The sequence below is a fragment of the Streptomyces sp. NPDC048516 genome, assembly GCF_043199875.1.
GTDB lineage: Bacteria > Actinomycetota > Actinomycetes > Streptomycetales > Streptomycetaceae > Streptomyces.
The window spans coordinates 282,985-308,211 of the sequence record NZ_JBICWS010000003.1 but is presented as its reverse complement, the minus strand read 5'-3'; the positions used below and the strand labels follow the sequence as shown (position 1 = coordinate 308,211).

At 72.7% G+C, this 25,227-nt stretch carries 22 protein-coding genes and 1 tRNA gene; 8 read left to right on the top strand and 15 right to left on the bottom strand.

Features of this window, described 5'->3' with window-relative positions; translation table 11 throughout:
* Positions 1-52: 52 nt before the first annotated feature.
* The 3 genes from ACGFR7_RS08515 to ACGFR7_RS08505 all read right to left on the bottom strand — a co-directional run bounded on the left by ACGFR7_RS08515 (position 53) and on the right by ACGFR7_RS08505 (position 3,117).
* Positions 53-1,597, bottom strand: a complete 1,545-nt coding sequence (locus ACGFR7_RS08515) for a sugar transferase (protein ID WP_393314850.1) — start codon at positions 1,595-1,597, stop codon at positions 53-55.
* Complete coding sequence (locus ACGFR7_RS08510) at positions 1,594-2,781, bottom strand: glycosyltransferase (RefSeq protein ID WP_393314848.1); 1,188 nt, start codon at positions 2,779-2,781, stop codon at positions 1,594-1,596. The genes ACGFR7_RS08515 and ACGFR7_RS08510 overlap by 4 nt, the downstream gene beginning before the upstream one ends.
* Positions 2,782-2,844: 63 nt before the next feature.
* Positions 2,845-3,117, bottom strand: a complete 273-nt coding sequence (locus ACGFR7_RS08505) for a hypothetical protein (RefSeq protein ID WP_393314845.1) — start codon at positions 3,115-3,117, stop codon at positions 2,845-2,847.
* Between the two features lie 429 nt (positions 3,118-3,546).
* Here ACGFR7_RS08505 and ACGFR7_RS08500 point away from each other — a divergent pair, with 429 nt between their 5' ends.
* Both ACGFR7_RS08500 and ACGFR7_RS08495 read left to right on the top strand, forming a co-directional pair.
* The gene (locus ACGFR7_RS08500) at positions 3,547-3,864 is read left to right on the top strand and encodes a chaplin (protein ID WP_393314842.1); all 318 of its coding nucleotides are present in this window, start codon (positions 3,547-3,549) and stop codon (positions 3,862-3,864) included.
* Between the two features lie 187 nt (positions 3,865-4,051).
* Entirely contained in the window at positions 4,052-4,912 is an 861-nt protein-coding gene (locus ACGFR7_RS08495) for a spermidine synthase (RefSeq protein WP_393314840.1), read from the top strand.
* A gap of 83 nt (positions 4,913-4,995) precedes the next feature.
* Here ACGFR7_RS08495 and ACGFR7_RS08490 read toward each other — a convergent pair whose 3' ends face one another.
* Positions 4,996-5,562, bottom strand: a complete 567-nt coding sequence (locus ACGFR7_RS08490; protein WP_393314837.1) for a hypothetical protein — start codon at positions 5,560-5,562, stop codon at positions 4,996-4,998.
* A gap of 118 nt (positions 5,563-5,680) precedes the next feature.
* Between ACGFR7_RS08490 and ACGFR7_RS08485 the strand changes: the two genes are divergently transcribed.
* The 3 genes from ACGFR7_RS08485 (at position 5,681) to ACGFR7_RS08475 (ending at position 9,040) form a co-directional block, all read left to right on the top strand.
* Positions 5,681-6,373 (top strand): response regulator transcription factor, encoded by a 693-nt coding sequence (locus tag ACGFR7_RS08485; RefSeq protein WP_393314834.1) that lies wholly within the window; start codon positions 5,681-5,683, stop codon positions 6,371-6,373.
* A complete protein-coding gene (locus ACGFR7_RS08480) occupies positions 6,370-7,803 on the top strand; it encodes a sensor histidine kinase (RefSeq protein WP_393314831.1) in 1,434 nt (477 codons plus the stop codon). The genes ACGFR7_RS08485 and ACGFR7_RS08480 overlap by 4 nt, the downstream gene beginning before the upstream one ends.
* A gap of 181 nt (positions 7,804-7,984) precedes the next feature.
* Positions 7,985-9,040, top strand: coding sequence for a chitinase (locus ACGFR7_RS08475; protein WP_393314828.1), 1,056 nt, complete (start codon positions 7,985-7,987; stop codon positions 9,038-9,040).
* 224 nt (positions 9,041-9,264) lie between these two features.
* On the opposite strand, the gene ACGFR7_RS08470 is transcribed toward ACGFR7_RS08475, so the two are convergent.
* Complete coding sequence (locus ACGFR7_RS08470; RefSeq protein ID WP_393314825.1) at positions 9,265-10,176, bottom strand: helix-turn-helix domain-containing protein; 912 nt, start codon at positions 10,174-10,176, stop codon at positions 9,265-9,267.
* 122 nt (positions 10,177-10,298) lie between these two features.
* Here ACGFR7_RS08470 and ACGFR7_RS08465 point away from each other — a divergent pair, with 122 nt between their 5' ends.
* The gene (locus ACGFR7_RS08465) at positions 10,299-10,949 is read left to right on the top strand and encodes an NAD(P)-dependent oxidoreductase (protein ID WP_393314822.1); all 651 of its coding nucleotides are present in this window, start codon (positions 10,299-10,301) and stop codon (positions 10,947-10,949) included.
* Positions 10,950-11,075: 126 nt separating this feature from the next.
* On the opposite strand, the gene ACGFR7_RS08460 is transcribed toward ACGFR7_RS08465, so the two are convergent.
* From ACGFR7_RS08460 to ACGFR7_RS08445, 4 genes are all read right to left on the bottom strand, one after another.
* Positions 11,076-11,151 (bottom strand) — tRNA-His (locus ACGFR7_RS08460).
* A 162-nt stretch (positions 11,152-11,313) separates the two neighbouring features.
* Positions 11,314-11,931 carry an oligoribonuclease gene (gene orn, locus ACGFR7_RS08455; protein WP_393314819.1) on the bottom strand — a complete coding sequence of 206 codons (618 nt, stop codon included), beginning with the start codon at positions 11,929-11,931 and terminating at the stop codon, positions 11,314-11,316.
* A gap of 5 nt (positions 11,932-11,936) precedes the next feature.
* Positions 11,937-13,223 carry a helix-turn-helix domain-containing protein gene (locus tag ACGFR7_RS08450; protein ID WP_393314816.1) on the bottom strand — a complete coding sequence of 429 codons (1,287 nt, stop codon included), beginning with the start codon at positions 13,221-13,223 and terminating at the stop codon, positions 11,937-11,939.
* A gap of 349 nt (positions 13,224-13,572) precedes the next feature.
* Positions 13,573-13,845: a hypothetical protein gene (locus ACGFR7_RS08445; RefSeq protein ID WP_393314814.1), complete on the bottom strand. Its 273-nt coding sequence runs from the start codon at positions 13,843-13,845 to the stop codon at positions 13,573-13,575.
* 400 nt (positions 13,846-14,245) lie between these two features.
* Between ACGFR7_RS08445 and ACGFR7_RS08440 the strand changes: the two genes are divergently transcribed.
* The gene (locus ACGFR7_RS08440; protein ID WP_018093093.1) at positions 14,246-14,767 is read left to right on the top strand and encodes a universal stress protein; all 522 of its coding nucleotides are present in this window, start codon (positions 14,246-14,248) and stop codon (positions 14,765-14,767) included.
* Positions 14,768-15,247: 480 nt separating this feature from the next.
* Here the strand turns inward: ACGFR7_RS08440 and glmS are convergent, their stop codons facing one another.
* Entirely contained in the window at positions 15,248-17,077 is a 1,830-nt protein-coding gene (glmS, locus tag ACGFR7_RS08435) for a glutamine--fructose-6-phosphate transaminase (isomerizing) (RefSeq protein ID WP_393314811.1), read from the bottom strand.
* A gap of 66 nt (positions 17,078-17,143) precedes the next feature.
* Positions 17,144-17,434: a hypothetical protein gene (locus tag ACGFR7_RS08430; RefSeq protein ID WP_393314808.1), complete on the bottom strand. Its 291-nt coding sequence runs from the start codon at positions 17,432-17,434 to the stop codon at positions 17,144-17,146.
* Positions 17,435-17,623: 189 nt separating this feature from the next.
* On the opposite strand from ACGFR7_RS08430, the gene ACGFR7_RS08425 reads away from it, so the two are divergent.
* Positions 17,624-19,228: a beta-N-acetylhexosaminidase gene (locus ACGFR7_RS08425; RefSeq protein WP_393314805.1), complete on the top strand. Its 1,605-nt coding sequence runs from the start codon at positions 17,624-17,626 to the stop codon at positions 19,226-19,228.
* A 220-nt stretch (positions 19,229-19,448) separates the two neighbouring features.
* Here the strand turns inward: ACGFR7_RS08425 and ACGFR7_RS08420 are convergent, their stop codons facing one another.
* The 4 genes from ACGFR7_RS08420 to ACGFR7_RS08405 are packed head-to-tail and all read right to left on the bottom strand — an operon-like array spanning position 19,449 to position 25,217.
* Positions 19,449-20,609, bottom strand: coding sequence for an acyl-CoA dehydrogenase family protein (locus ACGFR7_RS08420; RefSeq protein WP_393314802.1), 1,161 nt, complete (start codon positions 20,607-20,609; stop codon positions 19,449-19,451).
* 5 nt (positions 20,610-20,614) lie between these two features.
* Positions 20,615-21,556 (bottom strand): hydroxymethylglutaryl-CoA lyase, encoded by a 942-nt coding sequence (locus ACGFR7_RS08415; protein ID WP_393314799.1) that lies wholly within the window; start codon positions 21,554-21,556, stop codon positions 20,615-20,617.
* Positions 21,553-23,568 (bottom strand): acetyl/propionyl/methylcrotonyl-CoA carboxylase subunit alpha, encoded by a 2,016-nt coding sequence (locus ACGFR7_RS08410; protein WP_393314796.1) that lies wholly within the window; start codon positions 23,566-23,568, stop codon positions 21,553-21,555. The genes ACGFR7_RS08415 and ACGFR7_RS08410 overlap by 4 nt, the downstream gene beginning before the upstream one ends.
* A gap of 17 nt (positions 23,569-23,585) precedes the next feature.
* Positions 23,586-25,217, bottom strand: a complete 1,632-nt coding sequence (locus tag ACGFR7_RS08405) for a carboxyl transferase domain-containing protein (RefSeq protein ID WP_393314793.1) — start codon at positions 25,215-25,217, stop codon at positions 23,586-23,588.
* Positions 25,218-25,227 lie beyond the last annotated feature (10 nt).

The window sequence follows — 25,227 nt, the reverse complement described above, 5'->3', positions numbered from 1 at the left end:
CGTACCGCCGTGGTCGTCCGGGAACCGGCGGCGCCGGCCGCCGCGGCCGCGCTCATCCGCCCTCCCGCCGCACCGGCGAGGCCGCGGTGCGCAGCAGGATCCGCAGGTCCTGCCACGGTGACCAGCTGTCGATGTAGAGGTTGTCGAAGCGGGCCCGGTCCTCCGGGGAGGCGTCGCCACGCAGCCCGTGCACCTGCGCAAGTCCCGTCAGGCCCGGCCGCATCCGGTGCCGGGCGTCGTACTCCGGGCAGGCCCGGGCGCATTGCCGGACGACGCCGGGGTGCTCCGCGTGGGGGCCCACCAGGCTCATATCGCCGCGCACTACGTTCCACAGCTGCGGCAGCCCCTCCAGCCCGGTGCGCCGCAGCAGCCGGCCGACCCGGCTCACCCCGCCGTCGTCCGCCCCGCCCCGCCGGCTTGCCTCCTCGTGCGCCGCGGGCCCGCCCCGGCTCGTCTCCTCGTGCGCCGCGGGCCCGCGCAGGGTGCGGAAGGTCAGCAGGGTGAAGCGGCGCCCGTCCCGGCCGGTCCGTTCCTGCCGGCGGAGCACGCCGGGCCCGTCGGCGAGCCGTACCGCCAGCGCACAGCCCAGCAGCACCGGGGCCGCGACCATCAGGGCCGGACCGGCCAGCGCGAGATCCAGGGCCCGCTTGCGCCGGCCGCCGTGCCGTGGCGGGGCGGTGTCCAGCCGACGGCAGGCGAAGCCCCCTAGCTGGTCGGTGCCCCGATGCGGCGGGCGGCCCTCGCGGGCGGCCGCCGGGCCGGCCAGCCAGATCGCCGAGCCCTGGTCGACGAAGCGGCGCAGCAGCGCGGCGGCGTGCGGATCGCCGTACGGCGGCAGCGTGAACACCACGTCCCGCACGGTGTGCTGGATGACGGCCCGGGTGAGGTCCGGCGCGGAGGTGAGCCGCGGCAGCGCCGGCCCCCCGTGGGCCGGGGGAGCGGCGGGGCCGCCGGGCAGCAGCGGTCCCGGCGGGACCAGGCCCACCGGGCGCAGGCCGTACTCGGGGCGGGCGTCCAGCACGGCGGCCAGCTGCCGGGCGGCCGGGTCGGCGCCCACGATCAGGGCGGCGCGCGGCCGGCGGCGGGCGGCGTTGCGGCGCGCCCGGTAGACCGCGGCCCGGCCGCCGCAGACCAGCAGGGTGTGTGCCGCCACCGCGCCCGACAGCACGACCGGTGACAGCGCCCGCCCGGGGTCTACGGCGGCGAGCACCGCGGCCGCCGCGCACCACAGGACGGCGGCCCGGCCCAGCAGCCCCGGCAGGTCGTTCAGCGCGTTCGGGGCGGGGCCGGGACGGTAGAGACCGGCCCGGTGGTGGAGCAGCAGCGCGGCCGGCACCAGGGCGGCGAGCGCCGCCGGCGCCGTCGGCACCGCGGCGGCGCCCAGGGCGAGCAGCGCGGCGCCCGTGGTGGCCAGGCAGTCGGCGGCCAGCAGCGAGGCGACGGTCCGCCGCCGCAGGCCGCGGCCGGGCCGGGGCGGGGGCAGGGTCTTGGGGGCCGGCCCGTGGGGCCGACGGCCCGCGGCGGCCGTCGGCCGGGGTACTGCCGACGGGGGCAGGACCCGGGCGGAACGGGGGGCGTCCGCGCGATCCGTCGTCATCGGCTGATCCGCTCCCTGCTCTCCGGGCACGCCGCACCGAGCAGTTCGCGGTACAGCCCGAGGACGGCCGCCGCGGTGTGCCGCACGTCGTACGCCGCCCGCATGTGCTCCAGGGCCCGGTGGCCCAGCGCGCCGCGCAGCTGAGGGCGGGTCAGCAGACCGCATACGGCCCGGGCCAGGGCGGCCGGGTCCGCGGGCGGCACCAGACAGTGCGGTGCGGCCCCGGGCGGCAGGCTCTCCCGGGCCCCGCCGACATCGGTGACCACCACGGGGCGGCCGCAGGCCATCGCCTCCAGAGGGGCCAGCGCCATGCCTTCCCGGTGGGACGGGAGGACGACCAGATCCGCCGCCCGGTACCAGGGGACGGCGTCCCGTGCCGCGCCCGCGAACCGCACACCGGGTGGTGCGGCGGCATGCAGCAGCTCCCGGTCCGGGCCGTCGCCGACCATCACCAGCCGGGCGTCCGGGACGACCGCGCGGACCGCGGGCCAGGCCCGCAACAGCGACAGCTGGCCCTTTCGCGGACACAGCCGCCCCACGCACACCACCAGGGGCGCGTGCGGCGGCAGATCGCCGAGTGCGGGCAGGTCCCGGCGCAGCGCACGCCGCACCGCGTCCTCGCGGTGGGCGGGCGCGCAACGGTCCAGGTCCACCCCGTTGCGGATCACCGCCCACCGGGCCGGCACCCCCGCTTCGGCGCCCCGCAGCCGTTCCGCCTCGCTCACACACAGCACCCGGTCCGCCCAGCGTGCGGCGTACCGCTCACAGCCGAGCGCCAGCCGCGACGCCGTCCCGTCGGCCGACTCGAAGGACCAGGTGTGCGGCTGATGGACCGTCGGGATCCGGCCCCGGACGGCCAGACGGGCGGCGAGCCCGGCCTTGGCGCCGTGCGTGTGGACGAGGTGCGGGCCGAGCCGCCGGATCAGCCGGGCCAGCCGCCCCCTCTCCCCGGCGAGTGCCGGGCCCGGGGTACGGCGGGCCGGCCACGGCACCACCTCGGCGCCCGCCGCGGCGGCGTCCCGGTGCAGCACCCCACCGGGCGGCGCGGCGACCACGGCCCGCAGCCCCGCCGCCACCTGGGCCCGCACCAGGTCGGTGACGACCCGGGCGACCCCGCCGTCGACGGGACGGGAGACATGGAGAACCGTTGGCCGCTCTTGGCACTGCAGGTCTTGCGGCAGCACGCACTGCTCCCCTGATGACCGAGCTGACAGAACTCTCTGCGGGAATTGCCGGGGCCGCGCGGCTCAGCGCCTGGTACCGGTCCGGAGGAAGAGCGCGCCGAGCAGACATCCCGGATTGCGGGTGGTGAAGCGGAAAGCGAGCCGATAGCCGCCGGACCGCGGTGCCGGCCTGTCGTCGAATTCGCCGGAATCGCATCCGGGAGTGCTGCGGCAGGCGGGCAGCCGCCGTGACTTCCGGCCGAATGCGGTGGCCGCCGGATTGATGGCGACCGCCGGATTCATGATGACCGCCGGATTCATGGCGACCGCCGGATTCATGGCGACCGCCGGATTCATGATGACCGCCGGGTTCCTCACGTCATGAGCCGGACGGACGGCAGCCCGTACCGTGTGCGCGTGATGCCTGCCCGCCCGGATGGAGCGCGCAGCATGTCCGCGGACCAGGTGGAGGTCGGTGCGCATACGACGCCGCGCGTGGTGCGGTCCATCGATTTCCGCATGTCTTCCTCTCCGACTTCAATCAGTCAAACTGGAGAGCACTCTGACAGAAATCATGCCGGAATCCGCGGCAGGCACGCCGGGCCCCCCTCGCGGATTCCGATGAGCGGAATACCGGACTTCGCCGGGGGGCGCCTTACCACCGGACGGGCTAATAGTTACTGCCATAAGAGCTAATATCGTCCCGGACGGGGGAACGCCCGTACCCCTGACTCATTTCGTTCGTTGTGACCGGTTGCCCCATTCACGAACTGAAAGGAGAATGGGATGAAGCGCTTTGTCAAGGCCGCCGCGGTGAGTGCGGCCAGCTGCGCCGTAGTGCTGAGTGGCGCAGGCATTGCCTCAGCCAGCGGGGACGGTCACCACGGCGGTCGTGGTCACAACCACTTCCGCAGTGACCACCGTGCCCTCTACAACCACCGTTCCGGTGCCAACGCGGCGGGCTTTGCCGCAGGCTCCCCGGGCATCCTCAGTGGCAACAATGTCCAGGTTCCGATCAACATCCCGATCAACCTGTGCGGCAACAGCTTCAGCGTTGCCGCGTTGCTGAACCCGGCCTTCGGGAACATCTGCATCAACCGGTGACCCGGCGCCGGTCCGGAGGGATATCGGGCCGGCACGGGTCGTGATGTGCAGTTGGCGGATCACCCTGACCTCGGTCGCGGGTGGTCCGCCACTGTGCCCGATGCGGCCCGGCGCCCTGCCGCACCGGCCGGCAGTACCTCGCTGACCAGCGGATACGGCCTGTGGGGCAGGGGCCATACTGGAGGGCATGGCGAAGAGCAGACGCGGGCGCGGCGGGCCGGAGTCCGTCACCGAAACGGTGGACGGCGGGCTTGCCGAGCTACGGCCCGACCGGGACCGGACGCGCGGCTGGACGCTGCTGATCGACGGTGCCCCGCAGTCGCATGTGGACCTCGACGACCCGGCATATCTGGATTTCTCCTATCAGCGGCGGCTCGGGCACGTCGCCGACCTGGCCGGACCCGCGGGCAAACCGCTGCGCGCCGTCCATCTCGGCGGCGGCGCCCTGACCCTGGCCCGCTATGTCGCGGCCACCCGCCCGCGGTCCACCCAGCAGGTGGTGGAGATCGACGCACCGCTCGTCGGCCTCGTCCGCCGGCAGCTGCCGTGGGACAGCGGCTGGCGGATACGGGTGCGCGGCGGTGACGCCCGGGCCGGCCTGGCGAAGATCCCGGACGGCTGGGCGGACCTGATCATCGCCGATGTCTTCGGCGGTGCGCGCACGCCCGCGCACCTGACCAGCACCGAATTCCTGACGGAGATCCACCGGGCGCTGCGGCCCGGCGGGTTCTACGCGGCGAACCTCGCGGACGGGCCGCCGCTGCGGTTTCTGCGCGGCCAGATCGCCACGGCCCATACGGTCTTCCCCGAGCTGTGCCTGACCGCCGACCCGGCCGTACTGCGCGGCAAACGCTTCGGCAACGCGGTTTTGCTGGCCGCCGACGGGCCGCTGCCGGTCGCCGAACTGACCCGGCGGGCCGCCACCGATCCGCAGACCGGCCGGGTCGAACACGGCCGGGCGCTGCTGGACTTCACCGGCGGCGCGGCACCGGTCACCGACGCCACGGCCCTCGCCTCGCCCGCCCCGCCGGCCGCGGTTTTCGACTGAGGCCGGCCGCGGTTTCCGACCGCCCCCCTGGCCGCGCCGTGCGGCGGTGCCGGGCCGTGGGGCGCCAAGCCGGCCGTAGGGCGCTAAGCCGTGGGGCCGGCGGTCTGCACGGTCGGCGGATGGCCGTTCCAGGTGCAGAAGACGGACGTATGGGTGGCGCCGCCGGAGAAGTCGACCCGGATCCATCCGTCCTGCTTCCACACCTGCATCTCCCAGCCCGAGTTCGGCGTCGCCGACACCAGCTCGGCCGCCCGGCTGCCCATGTCGAAGACCACCCGCCCGCCGGCGGTGGAATAACTCCTGACCCGGCCGTCGGCGGCCGGTACGGAGCCGCCGGGTGAGGTGGCGTCCGGGTACCCCGACCGGGGGGTGGCGCTGTGGGAGGGCGCGGACGGGCGGGACGGCGTGCCGTCGTCCGGCGCCGGGGTGCGGCCGGGTGAACGGGACGGCTTGGGGCGGTGGGTGGAGGAGACGCGCGGTGCGGCGGCGTCCTTGCCCGCCTGCGAGGCCACCTGGCCGGAGATCGGCAGTGCACGCGGTGCGTCGTACGCGGTGGCGGACAGCACGGTGTGCACGCCGAACCACGACAGGGTGACCGCGGCACCGGTCGCCAGCGTCCAGGCCGCCGCGTGAACCAGTCCTCGTTGCATCCACCTCATACTGCCCCACCCGACCGCCCTGTTGCAGCCCGTCCCACACGCCGGAGTGCGCTGCCCCGCCGTCAACTCCGGGCAGGGGACACCGTCCGAATGGCGTACGGTGCCGCCCATGGCACGTGTGCTCGTCGTCGAGGACGACCAGTTCGTACGCTCGGCCCTGATCCGGCATCTGACCGAGGCCGCCCACACGGTACGCAGCGTCGGTACCGCCCTGGAGGCGCTTCGCGAGGTGGCGCACGTCGGCTTCGACGTCGTCATCCTCGACCTCGGCCTGCCCGATCTCGACGGGGGCGAGGCGCTGAAGATGCTCCGCGGCATCACCGATGTCCCTGTGATCATCGCCACCGCCCGCGACGACGAGGCCGAGATCGTCCGGCTGCTGAACGACGGTGCCGACGACTACCTCACCAAGCCGTTCTCCGTCGAGCACCTGTCGGCCCGTATGACGGCCGTACTGCGCCGCTCCCGGGCCGCCGCGGCCGGCGCGGATGCGCCCTCACGGGTGATCCGGGTCGGCGGCCTGTCCATCGACCCGCTGCGCCGGCAGGCCGAACTGGACGGCGTCACCCTCGATCTGACCCGCAGGGAGTTCGACCTGCTGGCCTTCCTCGCCGGGCGCCCCGGCGTCGTCGTCCCCCGCAAGGAACTCCTCGCCGAGGTCTGGCAGCAGTCCTACGGCGACGACCAGACCATCGACGTCCATCTGTCCTGGCTGCGCCGCAAGCTGGGCGAAACCGCGGCGCGGCCCCGGTACCTGCACACGCTGCGGGGCGTCGGCGTGAAGCTGGAGCCACCGCGATGAGATGGGCGCTGGTCAAGGTGGCGCTGGCGGTCACCGCCATGGTCGTGGTCGCGTTCGCCGTCCCCCTCGGACTGGTCGTCAAGGAGCTGGCCCGCGACCGCGCCTACTCCAATGCCGAGCGGCAGGCCGCCACCATCGGCCCGGTCCTCGCCATCACCACCGACCGCACCCAGCTCGAACGCGCCGTCGCCAGCGCCGAGACCGGCTCCGGCGGCCGGATCGGCGTCCATGTCCCGGCGAGCGGCCGGGACGGCAAGCCCGCCGAGATCGGCACCCGGCGCGCGGCGGAAGAGGATGTGGCGGCCGCCGCCAAGCTCGGCCGGGCGTCCATCTCCCCGGTCCCCGGCGGCTCCTCGCTCCTCCAGCCGACGGCCGTCGCCTCCGGTATCGCCGTCGTCGAGGTCTTCGTGCCCGACGCGGCGCTCACCAAGGGCGTCGCCACCTCCTGGGTGGTGCTCGCCGGGGTCGGCCTCGCGCTGATCATCGGCTCGGTCGCCGTCGCCGACCGGCTCGGCACCCGTATGGTGCGGCCCGCCAAGCGGCTGGCCGGCGCCGCTCACGACCTCGGCACGGGCAAGCTCGGCGTCCGCGTTCCGGAGGACGGCCCCAAGGAACTGCGGTCCGCGGCCAGCGCCTTCAACGCGATGGCCGACCAGGTCGTCCAACTGCTCGCCAACGAGCGCGAACTGGCCGCCGACCTCTCGCACCGGCTGCGCACCCCGCTGACCGTCCTGCGGCTCAACGCCGCCTCGCTCGGCGACACCTCGGCCGCCGAGCAGACCCGGGCCGCCGTCGAACAGCTGGAGCGCGAGATCGACCAGATCATCCGCACCGCCCGTGAGCAGAAGGCCCAGACCCGGCAGGCCGCCGCCGCGGCCGGCTGTGACGCCGCCGAGGTGATCCGCGAGCGGATGGACTTCTGGTCGGCGCTCGCCGAGGACGAGGGTCGCACCGTCCGCATCGCCGGCGCGGACCGCCCCGTACGCGTCCCCGTCGCCCGCCCCGAACTCGCCGCAGCCCTGGACGCGATGCTCGGCAACGTCTTCCGCCACACCCCCGACGGCACCGCCTTCGCGGTCGATGTCCACAACGCCGAGGACGCGGTGATCGTGCTGGTCTCGGACGCCGGCGGCGGCATCGACGACCCGGACGCGGCACTGCGCCGCGGCTGGTCGGGCGGTGGCGGCCGGGGGGGCCGCCCAGCGCCGGCAGAGGGCGGCTCCACCGGCCTCGGCCTGGACATCGTGCGTCGGCTGGCCGAGTCCACCGGCGGCGATGTGCGCATCGGCCGCTCCGTCCTCGGCGGCACCGAGGTCCGGGTCTGGCTGGCCCTGGACGACCGGCGCGCCCGCCCCGGTACCCGCCGCGGCCACCGGCTGCGCCGCACGCTCGGCATCCGGCGCCGGCGAACCGCGCGCACCGGCTCCTGACGGTCCGCCCGACGGGCATCCGCCCCTGGTTCTTAACCACCCCCTTCCGCTTCCTTAAGGCGTCCCTAAGTCCCCCAACCTCCGTACCATTACTGACATTTGTCCGCTTCCCTGCCGCTAGCGTGCGGGACGCACCACGGTGCACCCCCGCCCCCCCCATGTGACGACAGGCAGGCACGAGATGAGTTCTTCGGCACACCGCCGGCGCAAGAGCCGCACCACCAAGCTGATCGTGAGCGGCGCGGCCGCCCTGGTCGCGGCCGGCGGCGCCTTCGCCGTCGCCGGATCCGCCCTGGCCGCCAAGGCACCGCGGACCACCGCCGGCGCGCGGGCCCCGAAGGCGGCCACCGGCTTCGCCCCGTACGTCGACACCTCGCTCGCCCCCGCCTACGACCTGGCCGGCACCGCCCGGAAGACCGGGGTGAAGAACTTCAACCTGGCGTTCGTCACCTCCGGCGGCGGCTGTACTCCCAAGTGGGGCGGCTCCGGCGAGCTCGGCGACGACCAGGTGGCCCGGCAGATACCCGCTCTGCGCAAGGCCGGCGGCGACGTCCGGGTCTCCTTCGGCGGCGCCACCGGCACCGAACTCGGGGCGGCCTGCGGCTCCGCGGACGAACTGGCCGCCGCCTACGGCAAGGTCATCGACCGGTTCAAGCTCACCAAGGCCGACTTCGACATCGAGGGCGGCGCCCTGCCCGACGCCGCCGCCAACACCCGCCGCGCCCAAGCCATCACCCGGCTCCAGAAGAAGCACCCCGGTCTCGACGTCTCCTTCACGCTGCCGGTCATGCCCGAGGGTCTGACCCAGGACGGGGTGAATCTGGTCGCCGACGCCAAGAGGAACGGCGTCAAGATCTCCGCTGTCAACGTCATGGCGATGGACTACGGCGCCTCCTACAGCGGCGACATGGGCACCTACGCCATCCAGGCCGCCACCGCCACCCAGGGCCAGCTCAAGAAGGCGCTCGGCCTGAGCGGGGCGGCCGCCTGGAAGACCGTGGCCGTGACCCCGATGATCGGCGTCAACGACGTCCAGAACGAGGTCTTCAAGGCCGAGGACGCCACCCAGCTGGTGAAGTTCGCCAAGAGGAAGCACCTGGCCTGGCTGTCGATGTGGTCCGCCACCCGCGACCAGGCCTGCCCGGGCGGCGCCGGCACCTCGGCGCAGCCCACCTGCAGCTCCGTCCAGCAGAAGCCGCTGGACTTCTCCAAGGCCTTCGCCGCGTACACCGGCTGACCCCCCACCGGCGGTCCGGCCCCCCAACCGGACCGCTCGCCCGAGAGGCGGGGCGCAGCAAAGACCCCCCACCGCTGCGCCCCGCCGTCGGCTGCCTGCCTGTCCCGGCACCTGCCTGCCCCGGCACCCGCCTGCCCCGCACCCGCCTGCCCCGGCACCCGCCTGCCCCGGCACCCGCCGCTCGCGCTGCCCGTGCGCCCCAACTCCCCTACCCGCCCGCGTGCTCAGGCCGCACCGCTGCGTACCGCCGTGCGGAAGGCGATCGGGGTGGTGCCCGTCTGCCGCTGGAAGAACTTGCTGAAGTTGGGGGCGTCGGCGAAGCCCAGCCGGTCCGCGATCCGGGCCGCCGAACGGTCGCCGTGCGCCAGCAGCCGCTTGGCCTCCAGCACCACCCGCCGGTCGATGAACTCCTTGGCCCCCACCCCGGCAACGGCCTCGGTGGCCCGGGAGAGGGTGCGCGGCGCATAGCCCAGCGCGCGGGCGTAGTCGGCGACCCGGCGGCTGCGGGTGAAGTCCCGCTCCACCGCGTCCCGGAAGCGCAGATAGGTCGCGCTCGCCGCACAGGACCCGTCCACAAAGCCGTCCGCCTCCCCGCCCGGATGCGCGGCCCGCAGCACCAATACGGCCAGCAGATGCCGCAGCACGTCCAGGTGGATCTCCAGCGGCAGCCCGCCCAGCGACCCGAACTCCCCGTGCAACTGCCGCATCGCCTCGTCCACTCCCCGGGCCGCGGCGCCCTCGGGATGCCGTACGGTCGGCCCGTACCAGTCCTCGACCCGGGCCGCGGCCGCGGTCGCCGGATCCAGGAAGCCGGCCTCGAAGAGCACCAGACGCCCCTCCGCGCCCGTCAGATCACCGAAGTGCTGGACCTGGCCGGGGCGCGACCACAGCAGGTCGCCCGGCGCGAGGACGTGCTCTTGGAAGTCGACGCTGTGCACCAGCCGGCCGCCGTCCAGGACCAGCAGATGGTGGAAGCCGGGGCGGTGCGGGGCGGACAGCCGGCAGGCGTCCGCCCGGGCCCGCAGCTCCGCGAGCGTCAGCACCTCCACCCCCGTCGGCCGCCCGGCCGGTGCGGAGAACGCCACCTCCGGGATCTCCGGCGACGGCTCTCGGCCGTCCTGTCGCTTTTTGACCATCACCGGTCCCCTCGCCACCCCGAAATGCCCTGCTGATCCCTCTAGCGTAGAAGACGTCAGCCCCACCGCTGACGGAAAACGGAAGTCCTCACCAGGACGTAGAGAACAGCTGGGAGACCACCATGTCCACGATCGCGCTCTTCGGGGCCAACGGCACCATCGGAAGCCGCATCCTCCACGAGGCCCTGCGGCGCGGCCACCGGGTCACCGCGGTCGTCCGCGACCCCGCGAAGATCACCACGACCCACCCGGACCTGACCGTGACCACCGGCGACGCCCTTGACCCGGCCTCCGTCGCCGCCGCGGCCCAGGGCCGGGACGTCCTGGTCAGCGCGGTCGGCGGCGGCGACGGACCGGGGCACACGGCCACGATCAGGCCCGCCGCCGAGTCCCTTGTCGCCGGGCTGCGCATCCTCGGCGACGCGGCGCCCCGGCTGATCTCCGTCGGCGGCGCCGGCTCGCTGCGCACGCCGGACGGCGCGCGGGTCCGGGACGCGGAGGGCCTTCCCGCCTTCCTGCTGGAGATCATGCATGCCCACGGCGACGCCCTGGACTTCTACCGCTCCGTCGACGATGTGCGCTGGACCAGCCTCAGCCCGGCCGCCACCATCGAGCCCGGCGAGCGCACCGGCAGCTACCGCACCGCCCTCGACGACCTGATCACCGACGCCGAGGGCACCAGCCGGATCACCGCCGAGGACTACGCCGTCGCCGTCGTCGACGAAATAGAGCAGCCCCGCCACGTCGGCAAGCGCTTCACCGTGGGCTACTGAGCCGCGGCTCCTCCGCGGCGGCTCCTCTCGCAGCGGCACCCGGCTCCTCGACCGGCCGTGCAGGCCCCTGTTCTCCACGCCCGCCAAAACGCCAAGGCCCCCGACCTGAGGTCGGGGGCCTTGATGTGGGGTGAGTAACGGGACTTGAACCCGCGACATCCTGGACCACAACCAGGTGCTCTACCAGCTGAGCTATACCCACCATGACCGGTGCTGTGTGGTTCTTTTTCCCCACCGGCTGAGAAAAAGTGTACAGGGTCCGAAGGGGTGCTCGCGCCCAGGTTTCGTGTCCCGGGGCCGAGGGCGTGTCGTGCGGGTCACGGCGGACCCGCCGGGGCCCGCACGACACGCGCCCTGTGCCTGACTACGGCGTGGACTGCGGCTCGGCAGGAAGGACGTGCTTGGCGGCAATGGCCTTCGCGGTGTCCGAGTCGGGGCCGGGCTGCGGCACGAAGACCGCCTCCCGGTAGTAGCGCAGTTCCGCGATGGATTCACGGATGTCCGCCAACGCCCGGTGGTTGCCGCTCTTGTCCGGGCTGTTGAAGTAGGCCCGCGGATACCAGCGCCGGGCCAGCTCCTTCACGGACGAGACATCGACGATCCGGTAGTGGAGGTATTCCTCCAGCGTCGGCATGTCCCGCAGCAGGAAGCCGCGGTCGGTGCCGACGGAGTTGCCGCACAGCGGCGCCTTCCGCGGCTCCGGCACATGCTGCTTGATGTACGCAAGCACCTGTGCCTCGGCCGCCTCCAGCGTCGTGCCGCCGTCCAGTTCCTCCAGCAGCCCGGAGGCGGTGTGCATCTGGCGCACCACCTCCGGCATGGTGCCGAGTGCTTCGGCCGGGGGGCGGATCACCACATCCACCCCGTCGCCCAGCACATTCAGCTCCGAGTCGGTGACCAGAGCGGCCACCTCGATGAGCGCGTCATTCGCCAGCGAGAGGCCGGTCATCTCGCAGTCGATCCACACCATGCGATCGTTCATACATCTCACCCTACGGGGCGCTCGCGCTGTCCGGGCAGCACGGGGCGGACGGTTCCCCTCCCCACCGCGGTCTCCGGCAGCCGGGAGGTGTACACATCCGACTGCGGTTTGCCCGCTTCGCCCGCTTCGGCGGACGCCAGGCCGTGGCCGGCCAGCGCGGCGGCGGAGAACCGCTCCGCGCCCGCCCCCAGGGCCGCCCGCTCACGCTCCGGCCGCTCGGCGCGCTCGGCCCGCTCCGGTCTGAGCGCGGGCTCGGCCGCCCCGTTCTGCGGCCGCCGTGCCCGGTAGGCCGCCCGGTAGGCGGCGGGCGAGGCGCCCAGCTGCCTGCGGAAGTGGCCGCGCAGGGCGACCGGCGAGCGGAAGCCGCAGCGCCCCGCGACCTCGTCCACCGAATAGTCGGAGGTCTCCAGCAGCCGCTGGGCCTGCAGCACCCGCTGGGTGATCAGCCACTGCAGCGGAGCGCTCCCCGTCAGGGACCTGAAGCGCCGGTCGAAGGTGCGGCGGCTCATGTACGCGCGCGCGGCCAGCGTCTCCACGTCGAACTGCTCGTGGAGGTGTTCCAGCGCCCAGGCGACGACCTCGGCCAGCGGGTCGGCGCCGATCTCTTCAGGTAATGACCTGTCGAGGTAGCGCTGGTGCCCCATGTCGGAGGCGGTGCGGCGGGGCGGCACGACGAGCCGGCGGGCCAGCGCGTTCGCGGCGTCCGCGCCGTGGTCGGTCCGCACGATGTGCAGACACAGGTCGATGCCTGCCGCCGTTCCCGCGGACGTGAGCACATCGCCGTCGTCGACGAAGAGCTCGCGCGGATCCACGTGGACGGACGGATAACGCTTGGCGAGCGTCGGCGCGTACATCCAGTGGGTCGTGGCCGGACGGCCGTCCAGCAGTCCGGCCGCGGCGAGGACGAACGCCCCCGTGCACAACCCGACGATTCTGGCCCCTTCTTCATGCGCGCGGCGCAGCGCGTCGAGCGCCGCGGGCGGCGGCGCCTGGGTGATGGAGCGCCAGGCCGGTACGACGACCGTCCCGGCACGGGAGATCGCCTCCAGCCCGTAGGGGGCGGACAGTTCGAGCCCCCCGGTCGTGCGCAAAGGCGCATCTTCGCCCGCGCACACAAGTAGCCGGTACCGCGGAACGCCTGCGTCCTGTCGGTCGATGCCGAAGACCGAGAGCGGAATGGAGCTCTCGAAAATGGGGCCGCCGCTGAAGAGGAGCACCGCGACTATTTCGCGGCGTCGTCGGGCGGCGAGCTTGCGTGCGGCATCTGGTACGGCAGCGGAGTCCTGGCTCATGGCACTTAAGCCCCCCTCGGTCGTCTCGCCCTCTCGGTCCTGCACAGTTCCCCCGCCGTTACTACCAAGATCGAATCTACTGTGTTCCGTGAGGATGGAGTGCCAAGTTCACCACCCGCTGGTATGTCGATATGGCAACTTGGCGCGAAGCATTCGATCACGAAGCGTTCCACTCGTCGGGCCTACATGGGAAGTACGCGTCTCGGCTCTGCCCGTTCGTAGTAGGGCACAACCATGCCCAGCGGTCCTTTCCTCCCTGCTCACACCAGGGTTGAGGGGGGCTCGGGGCAAGGTGCGGACCTTGGCCGGAAGTTGGCTGAAAACGGTCGCGCGCAGACTTGCAAGCGCCTCAGTCGACCGGCGTACGCCCTTCGGAGTGCCGACCGCCACCCTGCGCCGTCGACCCCAAATATGCCCTTCCGTCCCGGTGCCTTCCGGTCTCGCGCACGCGGATCCGCGCGGCGGTCCGTTCGGATTGCCGCAGCAGGGCGCGGCAGGCACAGGTCACCGCGGCCAGACCGGCGGCGGTGCCGGCCGCGCCGGTCCAGGAAACGCCGCTGATGATCAGTACGAAGGGCACCAGGGCGCAACTGAAGGCGCCCCAGCGCATGACATCGCTCACTGGGTCGGGTGATCTGTCGGACGGCAACGGCACCGGGTGCTCCCCTCGGACGGGCTGCTACTACAACGCCGGCGGCGATCATGGGTCACCGTGCGGGGGTACGTACGGGGGCAGGCCGGGGCATTGCCATCCGGGCCACGCTCCGGCATGCTCCGGGGAACGTTCGAGGCCCCACCTCACCTCGCACGGGCGCTCCGCGTCCGCAGCGGGCTCTGGGCAGCGGGGGAGTGGCGCCGTACTCTTGGGGTATCGGGTTGGGAAGATGATTCCCAGTCGTATCGTTCCTCTTTGAACTATGGCTCCCGCATCTCGATCGAGCCAGCTCAGTCAACTGCCGGATCAAGTCAATCGCCGTTCCCCGTTCGCCCCTCCGCAAGAGGACGTCCTCGCCGAGACACCAATGGCCGGTCACGAAATCCCCGAACCCGCGGACCGCAAGCAGGTCGCCGATCCGATGGCGGACCTCGAAGCGGCGGAAAAGACGCGCCATTCCTGCGACCCCGCGTTCCGGCACGGCGTCGTGGTCGGCTTCGACGGCTCCATGTCGAGCGAGCGGGCATTGGCGTATGCAATCGGTATGGCCCGGCGCCTCGGCTCCGGGCTGATCATCGTCCATGTGGCCAACCGGCTGCCGACGACCGTCTGGGCGGGCTGTGAGCCCCCGGTCTTCGTGGACGTGCCGGATCACCGCACCGAAGTGCTCGGTCTGGAACTGGCCTGTGCCGATCACCTCACCGAGGTCCCCTGGATCCTCGTCGAGCGCGGCGGCGACATCTGCCACGAGCTGGAGGAGGTCGGCCGGGAGTACGAGGCCGACGCGATCGTGGTCGGCTCCACCCACGGCATCGTCGGCCGGATCTTCGGCTCGGTGGCCGGCCGGCTCGCCCGCCGGGCGCAGCGCCCGGTGATCGTGATCCCCTGACGCCTCCGCGCCGCCCCAACTCCCCGAACGGCGCGCCGCCTTCACTCCGGACTGCCGGCTCTCCGCGGCTTGTGCACAGGTGAGGGGGCGTCATGGGGAGGGTGTGCAGCCGTATTTCTTCCGGCCGGCGCAGGTGAATTGTGTGCCGGTGAGGGGTAGAAAACGGTCACGTGGGCGCGCCGCGTCACGGGCCCGGCGGCCGCGCGCACGGCAACTTCGTGCTGCCGGCCGGGAGGTGACGGTTTCCCGGGGCGGCGGCATCCCGCCGGCGTATGGGCGACGCCGGCACAGGGGAGGCGGCGGCTCCGCGCGCGAGGGTGGCACGCGCGCGGAGCCGCGGCTCCGTTCTCTTGCGCCTGAGCCGGCGCCGCTGTCGCGGAGGCGGTGGCCCGGCGCGGGGGTGCTCCGTTATCGCTTCGGTGGGGTGGGACGGGGGTGCGCCACCGTGACCCCGGAGCGCGACCCCCGCGTGCGCGGCTTCTACTCCACCGTGACGGACTTGGCGAGGTTGCGGGGCTTGTCGATGTCCCGGCCCAGGGCCAACGCCGTGTGGTAGGCGAGCAGTTGCAGCGGGATGCCCATCAGGATCGGGTCCAGCTCGGGCTCGTTCTTCGGCACGATGATGGTGTGGTCGGCCTTCGCCTGCTCCTGGTGCGCGACGGCCAGGATGCGGCCGCTGCGGGCCTTGATCTCCTCCAGCGCGGCGCGGTTCTTCTCCAGCAGGTCGTCGTCGGGGACGATCGCCACGGTCGGCATCGCGGGCTCGATGAGGGCGAGGGGGCCGTGCTTGAGCTCCGAGGCCGGGTAGGCCTCGGCGTGGATGTAGGAGATCTCCTTGAGCTTCAGGGAGGCCTCGCGGGCCACCGGGTAGCCGCGCACCCGGCCGATGAACATCATCGACTTGGCGTCCGAGTAGGCGGCCGACAGCTCCTTGATCTCTTCCTCGCCCTTGAGGATCTCGTCGATCTGGCCGGGCAGCTTGCGCAGGCCCTCGATGATCCGCTTGCCGTCCGCGACGGACAGGTCGCGGATGCGGCCGAGGTGCAGGGCGAGCAGCGCGAAGGAGACCACCATGTTGGTGAAGCACTTGGTGGAGACCACGCAGACCTCGGGGCCCGCGTGCACATAGATGCCGCCGTCGGTCTCGCGGGCGATCGCGGAGCCCACCACGTTCACCAGGCCCAGGACCCGTGCGCCCTTGCGCTTGAGCTCCTGGACGGCCGCCAGCACGTCGTAGGTCTCACCGGACTGGGAGACCGCCACGTACAGCGTGTCGGGGTCCACGACCGGGTTGCGGTAGCGGAACTCGGAGGCCGGCTCGGCGTCCGAGGGGATGCGGGCCAGCTCCTCGATCATCTGCGCGCCGATCTGGCCCGCGTGGTACGAGGTGCCGCAGCCCAGGATCTTCACCCGGCGCACCCCGCGCGCCTCGCGGGCGTCGAGGTTCAGGCCGCCGAGGTGCACGGTGGAGAAGCGGTCGTCGATCCGCCCGCGCAGCGCGCGGTCCACCGCGGCCGCCTGCTCGGAGATCTCCTTGTGCATGTACGTGTCGTGGCCGCCCATGTCGTAGGACTCGGCCTCCCACTCCACGGTGGTCGGCTCGGCCGAGGTGCGGGAGCCCTCGGTGGTGTACGTGCGGTAGTCGTCGGCCTTGAGGGTGGCCATCTCGCCGTCGTCGAGGGTGACGACCTGGCGGGTGTGCGAGACCAGCGCGGCGACGTCCGAGGAGACGAACATCTCGTGCTCGCCGATGCCCAGGACGACCGGGGAGCCGTTGCGGGCGACGATGATCCGGTCGGGGAAGTCGGCATGCAGCACGGCGATGCCGTAGGTGCCCTCGATGTGCCGCAGTGCCTCGCGGACCCGCTCCTCCAGCTTCTCGGCCCGGGAGCGGCCGATCAGGTGGCACAGCACCTCGGTGTCGGTCTCGGAGGCGAAGACGACTCCCTCGGCGGTCAGCCGGGCGCGCAGGTCGGCGGCGTTGTCGATGATGCCGTTGTGGACGACGGCGACCTTGCCCTCGGTGTCGAGGTGCGGGTGGGCGTTCTCGTCGGTGGGCGCGCCATGGGTGGCCCAGCGGGTGTGCGCGATGCCCGTGGTGCCGGCGAACCGCTTCGGCACCCGTGACTCCAGCTCCCGGACCCGGCCCTTGGCCTTGGCGGTCTTCAGGCCGCCCGCGGCCTTGCCGGTGCCCTTGGCGTGGATGGCGATGCCCGCCGAGTCGTAGCCGCGGTACTCCAGGCGCTGCAGGCCCTCAAGGAGCAGCGGAGCAACATCACGTTTGCCGATATAGCCGACGATCCCGCACATACAGTGACCCTCCGAGAAGAACGTTGTGGCAATGGTTCGTGCCGCCCGGCGCCCCGGGCGTGGCCGTCAGCCGTAGACGAGGCGGCGCAGCTGGCGGGCCGAGAGATCGGGCGGGGCCACGGCGCGGTGCGGCAGCTCGTGGCGGATCCGTTCGAAGATCTCCTCGTTGCGCAGTCCCTGGGACTGCAGCTCCCGATGGCGCCGCCGGACGAATTCCTCCGTCGTCTCGTCGAAGTACGCCAGCACATCGAGCACCACCCGGGTGGCTTCACCGCGCTGCAGCGGTGTGCTGCGCACCAGGTGGTCCACCAGGTCATCGTGCGGCGCCTCAGCGCTGCGGTTACGGCGTTCGAGCACCCGTCGATATTGCGGGGCGCCGCGCGGATACGCAAGAAATCTGCCCGATATCGGGCACGTCACTGAATCGGCGGCCGGAAAGTGGTCTACACCTTGACCGGAATCGAGGCTCACGGTACGCATGGTCACCGTTCGGTCGCTCCATGCCATGCACGACGTCATGCACAAGGTTCGCCGAAGGGACCGTCGATGAGACGACGCAGACTGCTGTTCTCGCTGCTGCTGGTCGCGGCGGCGGGGCTGGGAACCGCCGCCGTACCGCCACCGGGCGCCGCGCACGCCGCCGCCCCGGCCGCCACCCCACTGGACCAGGTGATTCCCGCGCCCGCGTCCGTGCACAGCACCGGGGACGCGTACACCCTCGGTGACCGCACCCGGATCCGCGTGCCCGGCGGCTCGGGCGAGGCCAGGAGGGTGGCCGGCTACCTGGCGGGGCTGCTGCGGCCCGCCACCGGCTTCCGGCTCCCGGTGACCACCAAGGACGGCAGGGACGGCATCGTCCTGCGGCTCGGCGGCAGCGGCACCAAGGGGCTGGGGGCCGAGGGCTACCGGCTCACCTCGGGCGCCCGTGCGGTCACCATCAGCGCCGCCCGCCCGGCCGGCCTCTTCCACGGCGTCCAGACGCTCCGGCAGCTGCTGCCGGCCGACGTGGAGCGGGCAGGCGCCCGGCGCGGGACCTGGCGGATCGCCGGGGGCACCATCGCCGACTCCCCGCGCTACGCCTACCGCGGCGCGATGCTCGACGTCTCCCGGCACTTCTTCACCGTCGCGCAGGTCAAGCGGTACATCGACCAGCTCGCCATGTACAAGATCAACAAGCTGCATCTGCACCTCTCCGACGACCAGGGCTGGCGGATCGCCATCAAGTCCTGGCCGCGGCTGGCGACCTACGGCGGCTCCACCCAGGTCGGCGGCGGCCGGGGCGGCTACTACACCAAGGACGACTACCGCGAGATCATCCGCTATGCCGCGGCCCGCTACCTGACCGTCGTCCCCGAGATCGACATGCCGGGCCACACCAACGCCGCGCTGGCCTCCTACGCCCCGCTCAACTGCAACGGCCAGGCGCCGCCGCTCTACACCGGCACCCAGGTCGGCTTCAGCTCCCTGTGCGTCCCCAAGCAGGAGACGTACGACTTCGTGGACGACGTCCTCCGCGAGCTCTCCGCCATGACACCCGGCCGCTACCTCCACATCGGCGGGGACGAGGCGCACTCCACCAGTCATGCGGACTACGTGACCTTCATGGACAAGGTGCAGCCGGTGGTCGCCAAGTACGGCAAGACCGCGATCGGCTGGCACCAGCTGACCGGAGCGCACCCGGCGAAGGGCGCCGTCGCCCAGTACTGGGGTTACGACAAGACGAGCGCGGCCGAGCGCCGGCAGGTCGCCGACGCCGCCGGCAACGGCACCCGGCTGATCCTCTCGCCCGCCGACCGCGCCTACCTCGACATGAAGTACGACAAGAACACGCCGCTGGGCCTGAACTGGGCCGGCTACGTCGGCGTCGAGCGGTCCTACGACTGGGACCCGGGCAGCTACCTCGACGGTGCGCCCGCGGACTCCGTCCTGGGCGTCGAGGCGCCCCTGTGGTCCGAGACCCTGTCCACCTCCGCGCACCTCGATTACATGGCCTTCCCCCGGCTGCCGGGCATCGCCGAGCTGGGCTGGTCCCCGGCGTCCACGCACGACTGGGACGACTACAAGGTGCGGCTGGCCGCCCAGGGGCCCCGCTGGGACGCGCTGGGCATCGGCTATTACCGCTCGCCGGAGGTGCCGTGGCCCGCGAAGTGAGCGGGTGAGCGGCAAAATGGGCGACCGGGGGAACGGAAAAGGAACGGGATAGCACTGCTGTCGCACGCGCTACGGCCGGCCCCGCCGCGCAGGGCCGGCCGTAAAATCCGGCCGTGGAACCGGCCGTACGGCCGCAGGACCGGCCGCAGCAGGCCGGCAGGATCCCGGCCGCAGCAGGCCGGCAGGACCCCGGCCGCAGGGCCGGCCGTAGCGCGACCGGTCAGGCGCCGAGGCCCAACTCGCGGGCGATCAGCATCCGCTGGACCTCGCTGGTGCCCTCGCCGATCTCCAGGATCTTGGCGTCCCGCCACATCCGGGCGACCGGGTACTCGTTCATGAAGCCGTACCCGCCGTGGATCTGGGTGGCCTCACGGGCGTTGTCCACCGCGATCTCGGAGGAGTAGAGCTTGGCGAGCGCGGCCTCCTTCTTGAAGGGCTCGCCGTGCACCAGCCGGGACGCGGCATCGCGCCAGGCCAGCCGGGAGGTGTGGGCGCGCATCTCCATGTCGGCGAGCTTGAACTGGATCGCCTGGTTGGTGCCGATCGCGCGGCCGAAGGCCCGCCGCTCCTTGGCGTAGCGCACCGACTCGTCCACACAGCCCTGGGCCAGGCCGGTGGCCAGGGCCGCGATCGCGATCCGGCCCTCGTCGAGGATGCGCAGGAACTGGGCGTAGCCCCGGCCCTCCTCGCCCACGAGGTTGGCGGCCGGGACGCGGACGTCGGAGAAGGACAGCTCGCGGGTGTCCGAAGCGCTCCAGCCCACCTTGGAGTACGGGGCGCCGACGGTGAAGCCCGGGGTGCCGGACGGGACGATGACCGAGGAGATCAGCGGGGATCCGTCGTCCTTGCGGCCGGTGACGGCGGTGACCGTGACCAGACCGGTGATGTCCGTACCGGAGTTGGTGATGAAGCACTTGCTGCCGTTGATCACCCAGTCCCCGCCGTCCCGTACGGCGGTGGTACGGGTCGCGCCGGCGTCCGAGCCGCCGTCCGGCTCGGTGAGGCCGAACGCGCCCAGCACCTCACCGCTGCACAGCTTGGGCAGCCACTCGCGCTTCTGCTCCTCCGTGCCGAAGTGGTAAATGGGCATGGCGCCCAGCGAGACCCCGGCCTCCAGGGTGATGGCCACCGAGGAGTCGATGCGGGCCAGCTCCTCCAGGGCGATGCCGAGCGCGAGGTAGTCGCCGCCCATCCCGCCGTACTCCTCGGGGAACGGCAGGCCGAACAGGCCCATCCGGCCCATCTCCTGCACGATCTCGTACGGGAACGCATGCTGCTCGTAGTACTCGCCGATCTTCGGGGCGACGACGTCGTGTGCGAACGCCTCGACGGTGCGCCGGAGTTCTTCCAGCTCGGCGGGCAGACGGTGGTCCAGTGACATGAGGGTCACTCCTTGGGGGAGAGGGCGCGAAGGGTGCGGGAGGGACTCGGCCGCCCCAGGACGTCCGCCATCCACACGCTGGTGGCGGCCAGCCGGTCCAGGTCGACCCCGGTCTCGATGCCGAGGCCGTGCAGCATCCACACCAGGTCTTCGGTGGCGAGGTTGCCGGTGGCGCTCTTGGCGTAGGGGCAGCCGCCGAGGCCGCCCGCCGAGGCGTCGACGGTGGTGACCCCGTGCTGCAGCGCGGCGAAGGTGTTGGCGAGGGCCTGCCCGTAGGTGTCGTGGAAGTGCACGCCGATCCGGGAGGTGGCCACGCCGGCCTCGTTGAGGGAGGCCAGCAGGGTCCGCACATGACCGGGGGTGGCCACGCCGATGGTGTCGCCCAGGCTCAGCTCGTCGCAGCCCAGGTCGAGCAGTGCCCGGCAGACCCGGACGGTCTGCGCGACGGGCACCGGCCCCTCCCAGGGGTCGCCGAAGCACATCGAGAGGTAGCCGCGCACCTGCACCCCGGCGTCCTTGGCCCGCGCGATGACCGGCGCGAACATCGCCAGCGCCTCGTCGACCGTGCGGTTGAGGTTGGCCTTGGCGAAGGACTCGGTGGCGCTGCCGAACACCGCGATCCGGCGGGCGCCCAGGGCGAGCGCACGGTCCAGGCCGCGTTCGTTGGGCACCAGCACCGGCAGCCGGTCCGGATCGATGCCGTCCAGCTGCGGGAACAGCTGCTCGGCGTCGGCGAGCTGGGGCACCCACTTGGGGTGGACGAAGCTGGTGGCCTCGACGGTGGGCAGCCCGGCGCCGGCGAGCCGGCGGATGAACTCCGCCTTGATCTCCGTGGGTACGACGGTCCGCTCGTTCTGCAGGCCGTCGCGCGCGCCGACCTCATGGATCCTTACGCGGGTGGGCAGCCCCTGTGCGGTGACCTCCATCGGCAGTCCGGCCGCGGTCATCGGGCGCTCCCCTGCTCGTCCCCGGGCGCCGTCGCGGACGCGTCGGCCTGGCCGGGGGCCTCGTGCGGGGTGATCACGGCCAGGATCTGGTCCATGGCGACGGTGCTGCCCGCGGTGACGTCCAGTTCGGTGACGGTGCCGGCGTGCGGTGCCGAGATGACGTGCTCCATCTTCATCGCCTCGACCACCAGCAGGCCCTGGCCCGCGGACACCTCGTCGCCGGCGGCCACCTTGACGACGGTGACGGTGCCCGGCATCGGGGCGGCCAGGGTGTCCGCGCCATGGGCCCCGGCGGCGCCGCGCAGCGCGGCGGCCACCGGGTCGTACGAGGTCACCTGCCAGGAGTCGCCGTCCCGGCCGAGCCAGTCGCCGCTGCGGTGGAAGGTGTGCAGCACCCCGTCGGCGGTGACCCGTACCCGGTCCGGTGTGACCTGCCAGGACGCTTCCGCGCCCGGCCGTACGTCGTGGGCGACGGGGTCGTGGCCGGGGACGCGCAGCCAGTGGCGGACGGGCGCGGGCTCGCCGCCGAGGCGGAAACCGTTCGGCGCGGCGAACGGGTCGCGCCAGCCGCCCCCGTCCGCCGCCGGCTCCAGGGCGGCCTGGCGCACCGCGGCCGCCGCCGCGTACACCTCGTCCGGCACCCCGCCGTCGACCAGCCCGGCCGCCTCGCGCTCCACCAGCCCGGTGTCCAGCTCGCCGGAGACCACGTCGGGATGGGCCAGCAGCCGCCGCAGGAAACCGGCGTTGGTGGTCACGCCGAGGGTGACCGTCTGTGCCAGTGCGGCCCGCAGCCGGCGCAGCGCACTCGCCCGGTCCGGGCCGTGGGCGATGACCTTGGAGAGCATCGGGTCGTAGCGGCTGCCGACCTCCACGCCCCGGGAGAGGCCGGAGTCCGTGCGCAGCCCGCCGCCCTGCACCTCGTGCAGCGCCAGCACCGTGCCGCCGGTCGGCAGGAAGTCACGGGCAGGGTCCTCGGCGCAGATCCGGGCCTCGATGGCGTGCCCGGTGAGGGTGATGTCCTCCTGGGCGAACGGAAGGTGCTCGCCGGCCGCGACCCGCAGCTGCCACTCGACCAGGTCGAGGCCGGTGACGAGCTCGGTGACCGGGTGCTCGACCTGGAGGCGGGTGTTCATCTCCATGAAGTAGTAGGAGGCCGGGTCCTTGCCCGGGACGATGAACTCGACGGTGCCGGCGCCGCGGTAGCCGCAGGAGCGGGCCGCCTGGACGGCCGCCTCGCCCATCGCGGCGCGGGTCGCCTCGTCCAGCAGGACCGAGGGGGCCTCCTCGATGACCTTCTGGTGGCGGCGCTGGAGGGAGCACTCGCGCTCGCCGAGGTGGATGACGTTGCCGTGGCCGTCCGCCAGCACCTGGATCTCGATGTGCCGGGGCCGGTCGATCCAGCGCTCGACGAGGAGGGTGTCGTCGCCGAAGGAGGAGCGGGCCTCGCGGCGGGCGGAGGCGATCTCCTCGGCCAGCAGCGCCTCCTCGCGCACCAGCCGCATGCCCTTGCCGCCGCCGCCCGCGGACGGCTTGAGCAGCACCGGCATGCCGATCTCCCGGGCCGCGGCGGCCAGTTGGCCGTCGTCCAGGCCGCTGCCGGAGGAGCCGGGGACGACCGGGACGCCGGCCTCGCGCACCGTCTCCTTGGCCCGGATCTTGTCGCCCATCAGCTCGATGGCGTCGGCGGACGGGCCGATGAAGACCAGCCCGGCGTCCGCGCAGGCGCGGGCGAAGGCGGCGTTCTCGGCGAGGAAGCCGTAGCCCGGGTGGACCGCCTGGGCACCGGTCCGGGCGGCCGCGTCCAGCAGCCGCTCCACGGACAGGTAGCTCTCGGCGGCCGGGGCCGGGCCGATGCGCACGGCGGTGTCGGCCTCGCGGACATGGCGGGCATCGGCGTCCGCGTCGCTGAAGACCGCGACCGAGCGGATGCCGAGGGCGCGCAGCGTACGGATGACACGGACCGCGATCTCGCCGCGGTTGGCGATCAGTACGGTGTCGAAATTGGTGGCCATTGCTGGGGACATCCCTCTCACATCCGGAAGACGCCGTAGCCGGGCGCGGTGCGGTCCTTCTCGGGCAGGGGCGCATTGGCGCAGGCGGTCAGCGCCAGGCCCAGCACCTGCCGGGTCTCCAGCGGGTCGATCACGCCGTCGTCCCACAGCCGCGCGGTCGCGTAATAGGCGTTGCCCTGGGTCTCGTACTGCTCGCGGACCGGCGCCTTGAAGGCGGCCTCGTCCTCGGCGCTCCACTCCTCGCCGTGCGCCTCCAACTGGTCGCGCTTGACCGTGGCGAGGACGGAGGCGGCCTGTTCGCCGCCCATCACCGAGATCTTGGCGTTGGGCCACATCCATAGGAAGCGGGGGGAGTACGCCCGGCCGCACATGGAGTAGTTGCCCGCCCCGTAGGAGCCGCCGATGACGACCGTCAGCTTGGGCACGCGGGTGCAGGCCACCGCCGTCACCATCTTCGCGCCGTGCTTGGCGATGCCGCCGGCCTCGTAACTGCGGCCGACCATGAAGCCGGAGATGTTCTGCAGGAACAGCAGCGGGATGCCGCGCTGGTCGCACAGCTCGATGAAGTGGGCGCCCTTCTGGGCGGATTCGGAGAAGAGGATGCCGTTGTTGGCGACGATGCCGACCGGGTGGCCGTGGAGATGGGCGAAGCCGGTGACCAGCGTCGTGCCGTACTCCGCCTTGAACTCGGCGAAGCGTGAGCCGTCCACCAGGCGGGCGATCACCTCCCGGACGTCATAGGGCGTACGGGAGTCGGCGGGCACCGCCCCGTACAGCCCGGCCGGGTCGGCCTTGGGCTCCTCGACGGTCCGCACGGTCCACGGGAGCGGTGCGCGCTCGCCGAGAGTGCCGACGATGCTGCGCACCAGGCGCAGCGCATGGGCGTCGTCCTCGGCGAGGTGGTCGGTGACGCCGGAGGTCTTGGCGTGCACCTCGCCGCCGCCCAGCTCCTCGGCGGTGACCACCTCACCGGTGGCGGCCTTCACCAGCGGCGGACCGCCCAGGAAGATCGTCCCCTGGTTGCGGACGATCACGGCCTCGTCGCTCATCGCGGGGACGTACGCACCGCCCGCCGTGCAGGAGCCGAGGACCGCGGCGATCTGCGGAATCCCCGCACCCGACATCCGCGCCTGGTTGTAGAAGATCCGCCCGAAGTGCTCCCGGTCGGGGAAGACCTCGTCCTGCATCGGCAGGAAGGCGCCGCCGGAGTCCACGAGGTAGAGACAGGGGAGACGGTTCTCCAGGGCGATCTCCTGCGCCCGCAGATGCTTCTTGACCGTCATCGGGTAGTAGGTGCCGCCCTTGACCGTGGCGTCATTGGCGACGATCACCGTCTCGCGGCCGGAGACCCGGCCGATGCCGGCGATCACGCCCGCGGCCGGCGCGGCCCCGCCGTACATCCCCTCCGCGGCCAGCGGCGCCAGCTCCAGGAACGGCGAGCCGGGGTCCAGCAGGGCGTCCACCCGGTCGCGGGGCAGCAGTTTGCCGCGCGCGGTGTGCCGCGCCCTGGCCTTCTCGCCGCCGCCCAGCCGCGCCGCCGCGAGCTTTTCGCGCAGCTCGGCGGCCAGCTCGCGGTGCGCGGCCTCATTGGCCCGCCAGGAGTCGGACGCCGGATCGGCGGTACTCCCCAGCACCGGTGCCTGCTCCATCAGTACGAGC

Coding starts and splice junctions, on each gene's coding strand:
- ACGFR7_RS08405 (WP_393314793.1), bottom strand. CDS start 25,217: ATGGAGCAGGCACCGGTGCTGGGGAGTACCGCCGATCCGGCGTCCGAC.
- ACGFR7_RS08470 (WP_393314825.1), bottom strand. CDS start 10,176: ATGGTCAAAAAGCGACAGGACGGCCGAGAGCCGTCGCCGGAGATCCCG.
- ACGFR7_RS08450 (WP_393314816.1), bottom strand. CDS start 13,223: ATGAGCCAGGACTCCGCTGCCGTACCAGATGCCGCACGCAAGCTCGCC.
- ACGFR7_RS08495 (WP_393314840.1), top strand. CDS start 4,052: ATGGCGAAGAGCAGACGCGGGCGCGGCGGGCCGGAGTCCGTCACCGAA.
- ACGFR7_RS08475 (WP_393314828.1), top strand. CDS start 7,985: ATGAGTTCTTCGGCACACCGCCGGCGCAAGAGCCGCACCACCAAGCTG.
- ACGFR7_RS08490 (WP_393314837.1), bottom strand. CDS start 5,562: ATGCAACGAGGACTGGTTCACGCGGCGGCCTGGACGCTGGCGACCGGT.
- ACGFR7_RS08505 (WP_393314845.1), bottom strand. CDS start 3,117: ATGAATCCGGCGGTCGCCATGAATCCGGCGGTCGCCATGAATCCGGCG.
- ACGFR7_RS08500 (WP_393314842.1), top strand. CDS start 3,547: ATGAAGCGCTTTGTCAAGGCCGCCGCGGTGAGTGCGGCCAGCTGCGCC.
- ACGFR7_RS08515 (WP_393314850.1), bottom strand. CDS start 1,597: ATGACGACGGATCGCGCGGACGCCCCCCGTTCCGCCCGGGTCCTGCCC.
- orn (WP_393314819.1), bottom strand. CDS start 11,931: ATGAACGATCGCATGGTGTGGATCGACTGCGAGATGACCGGCCTCTCG.
- ACGFR7_RS08410 (WP_393314796.1), bottom strand. CDS start 23,568: ATGGCCACCAATTTCGACACCGTACTGATCGCCAACCGCGGCGAGATC.
- ACGFR7_RS08440 (WP_018093093.1), top strand. CDS start 14,246: ATGGCCGGTCACGAAATCCCCGAACCCGCGGACCGCAAGCAGGTCGCC.
- ACGFR7_RS08485 (WP_393314834.1), top strand. CDS start 5,681: ATGGCACGTGTGCTCGTCGTCGAGGACGACCAGTTCGTACGCTCGGCC.
- ACGFR7_RS08465 (WP_393314822.1), top strand. CDS start 10,299: ATGTCCACGATCGCGCTCTTCGGGGCCAACGGCACCATCGGAAGCCGC.
- ACGFR7_RS08420 (WP_393314802.1), bottom strand. CDS start 20,609: ATGTCACTGGACCACCGTCTGCCCGCCGAGCTGGAAGAACTCCGGCGC.
- ACGFR7_RS08480 (WP_393314831.1), top strand. CDS start 6,370: ATGAGATGGGCGCTGGTCAAGGTGGCGCTGGCGGTCACCGCCATGGTC.
- ACGFR7_RS08415 (WP_393314799.1), bottom strand. CDS start 21,556: ATGACCGCGGCCGGACTGCCGATGGAGGTCACCGCACAGGGGCTGCCC.
- glmS (WP_393314811.1), bottom strand. CDS start 17,077: ATGTGCGGGATCGTCGGCTATATCGGCAAACGTGATGTTGCTCCGCTG.
- ACGFR7_RS08425 (WP_393314805.1), top strand. CDS start 17,624: ATGAGACGACGCAGACTGCTGTTCTCGCTGCTGCTGGTCGCGGCGGCG.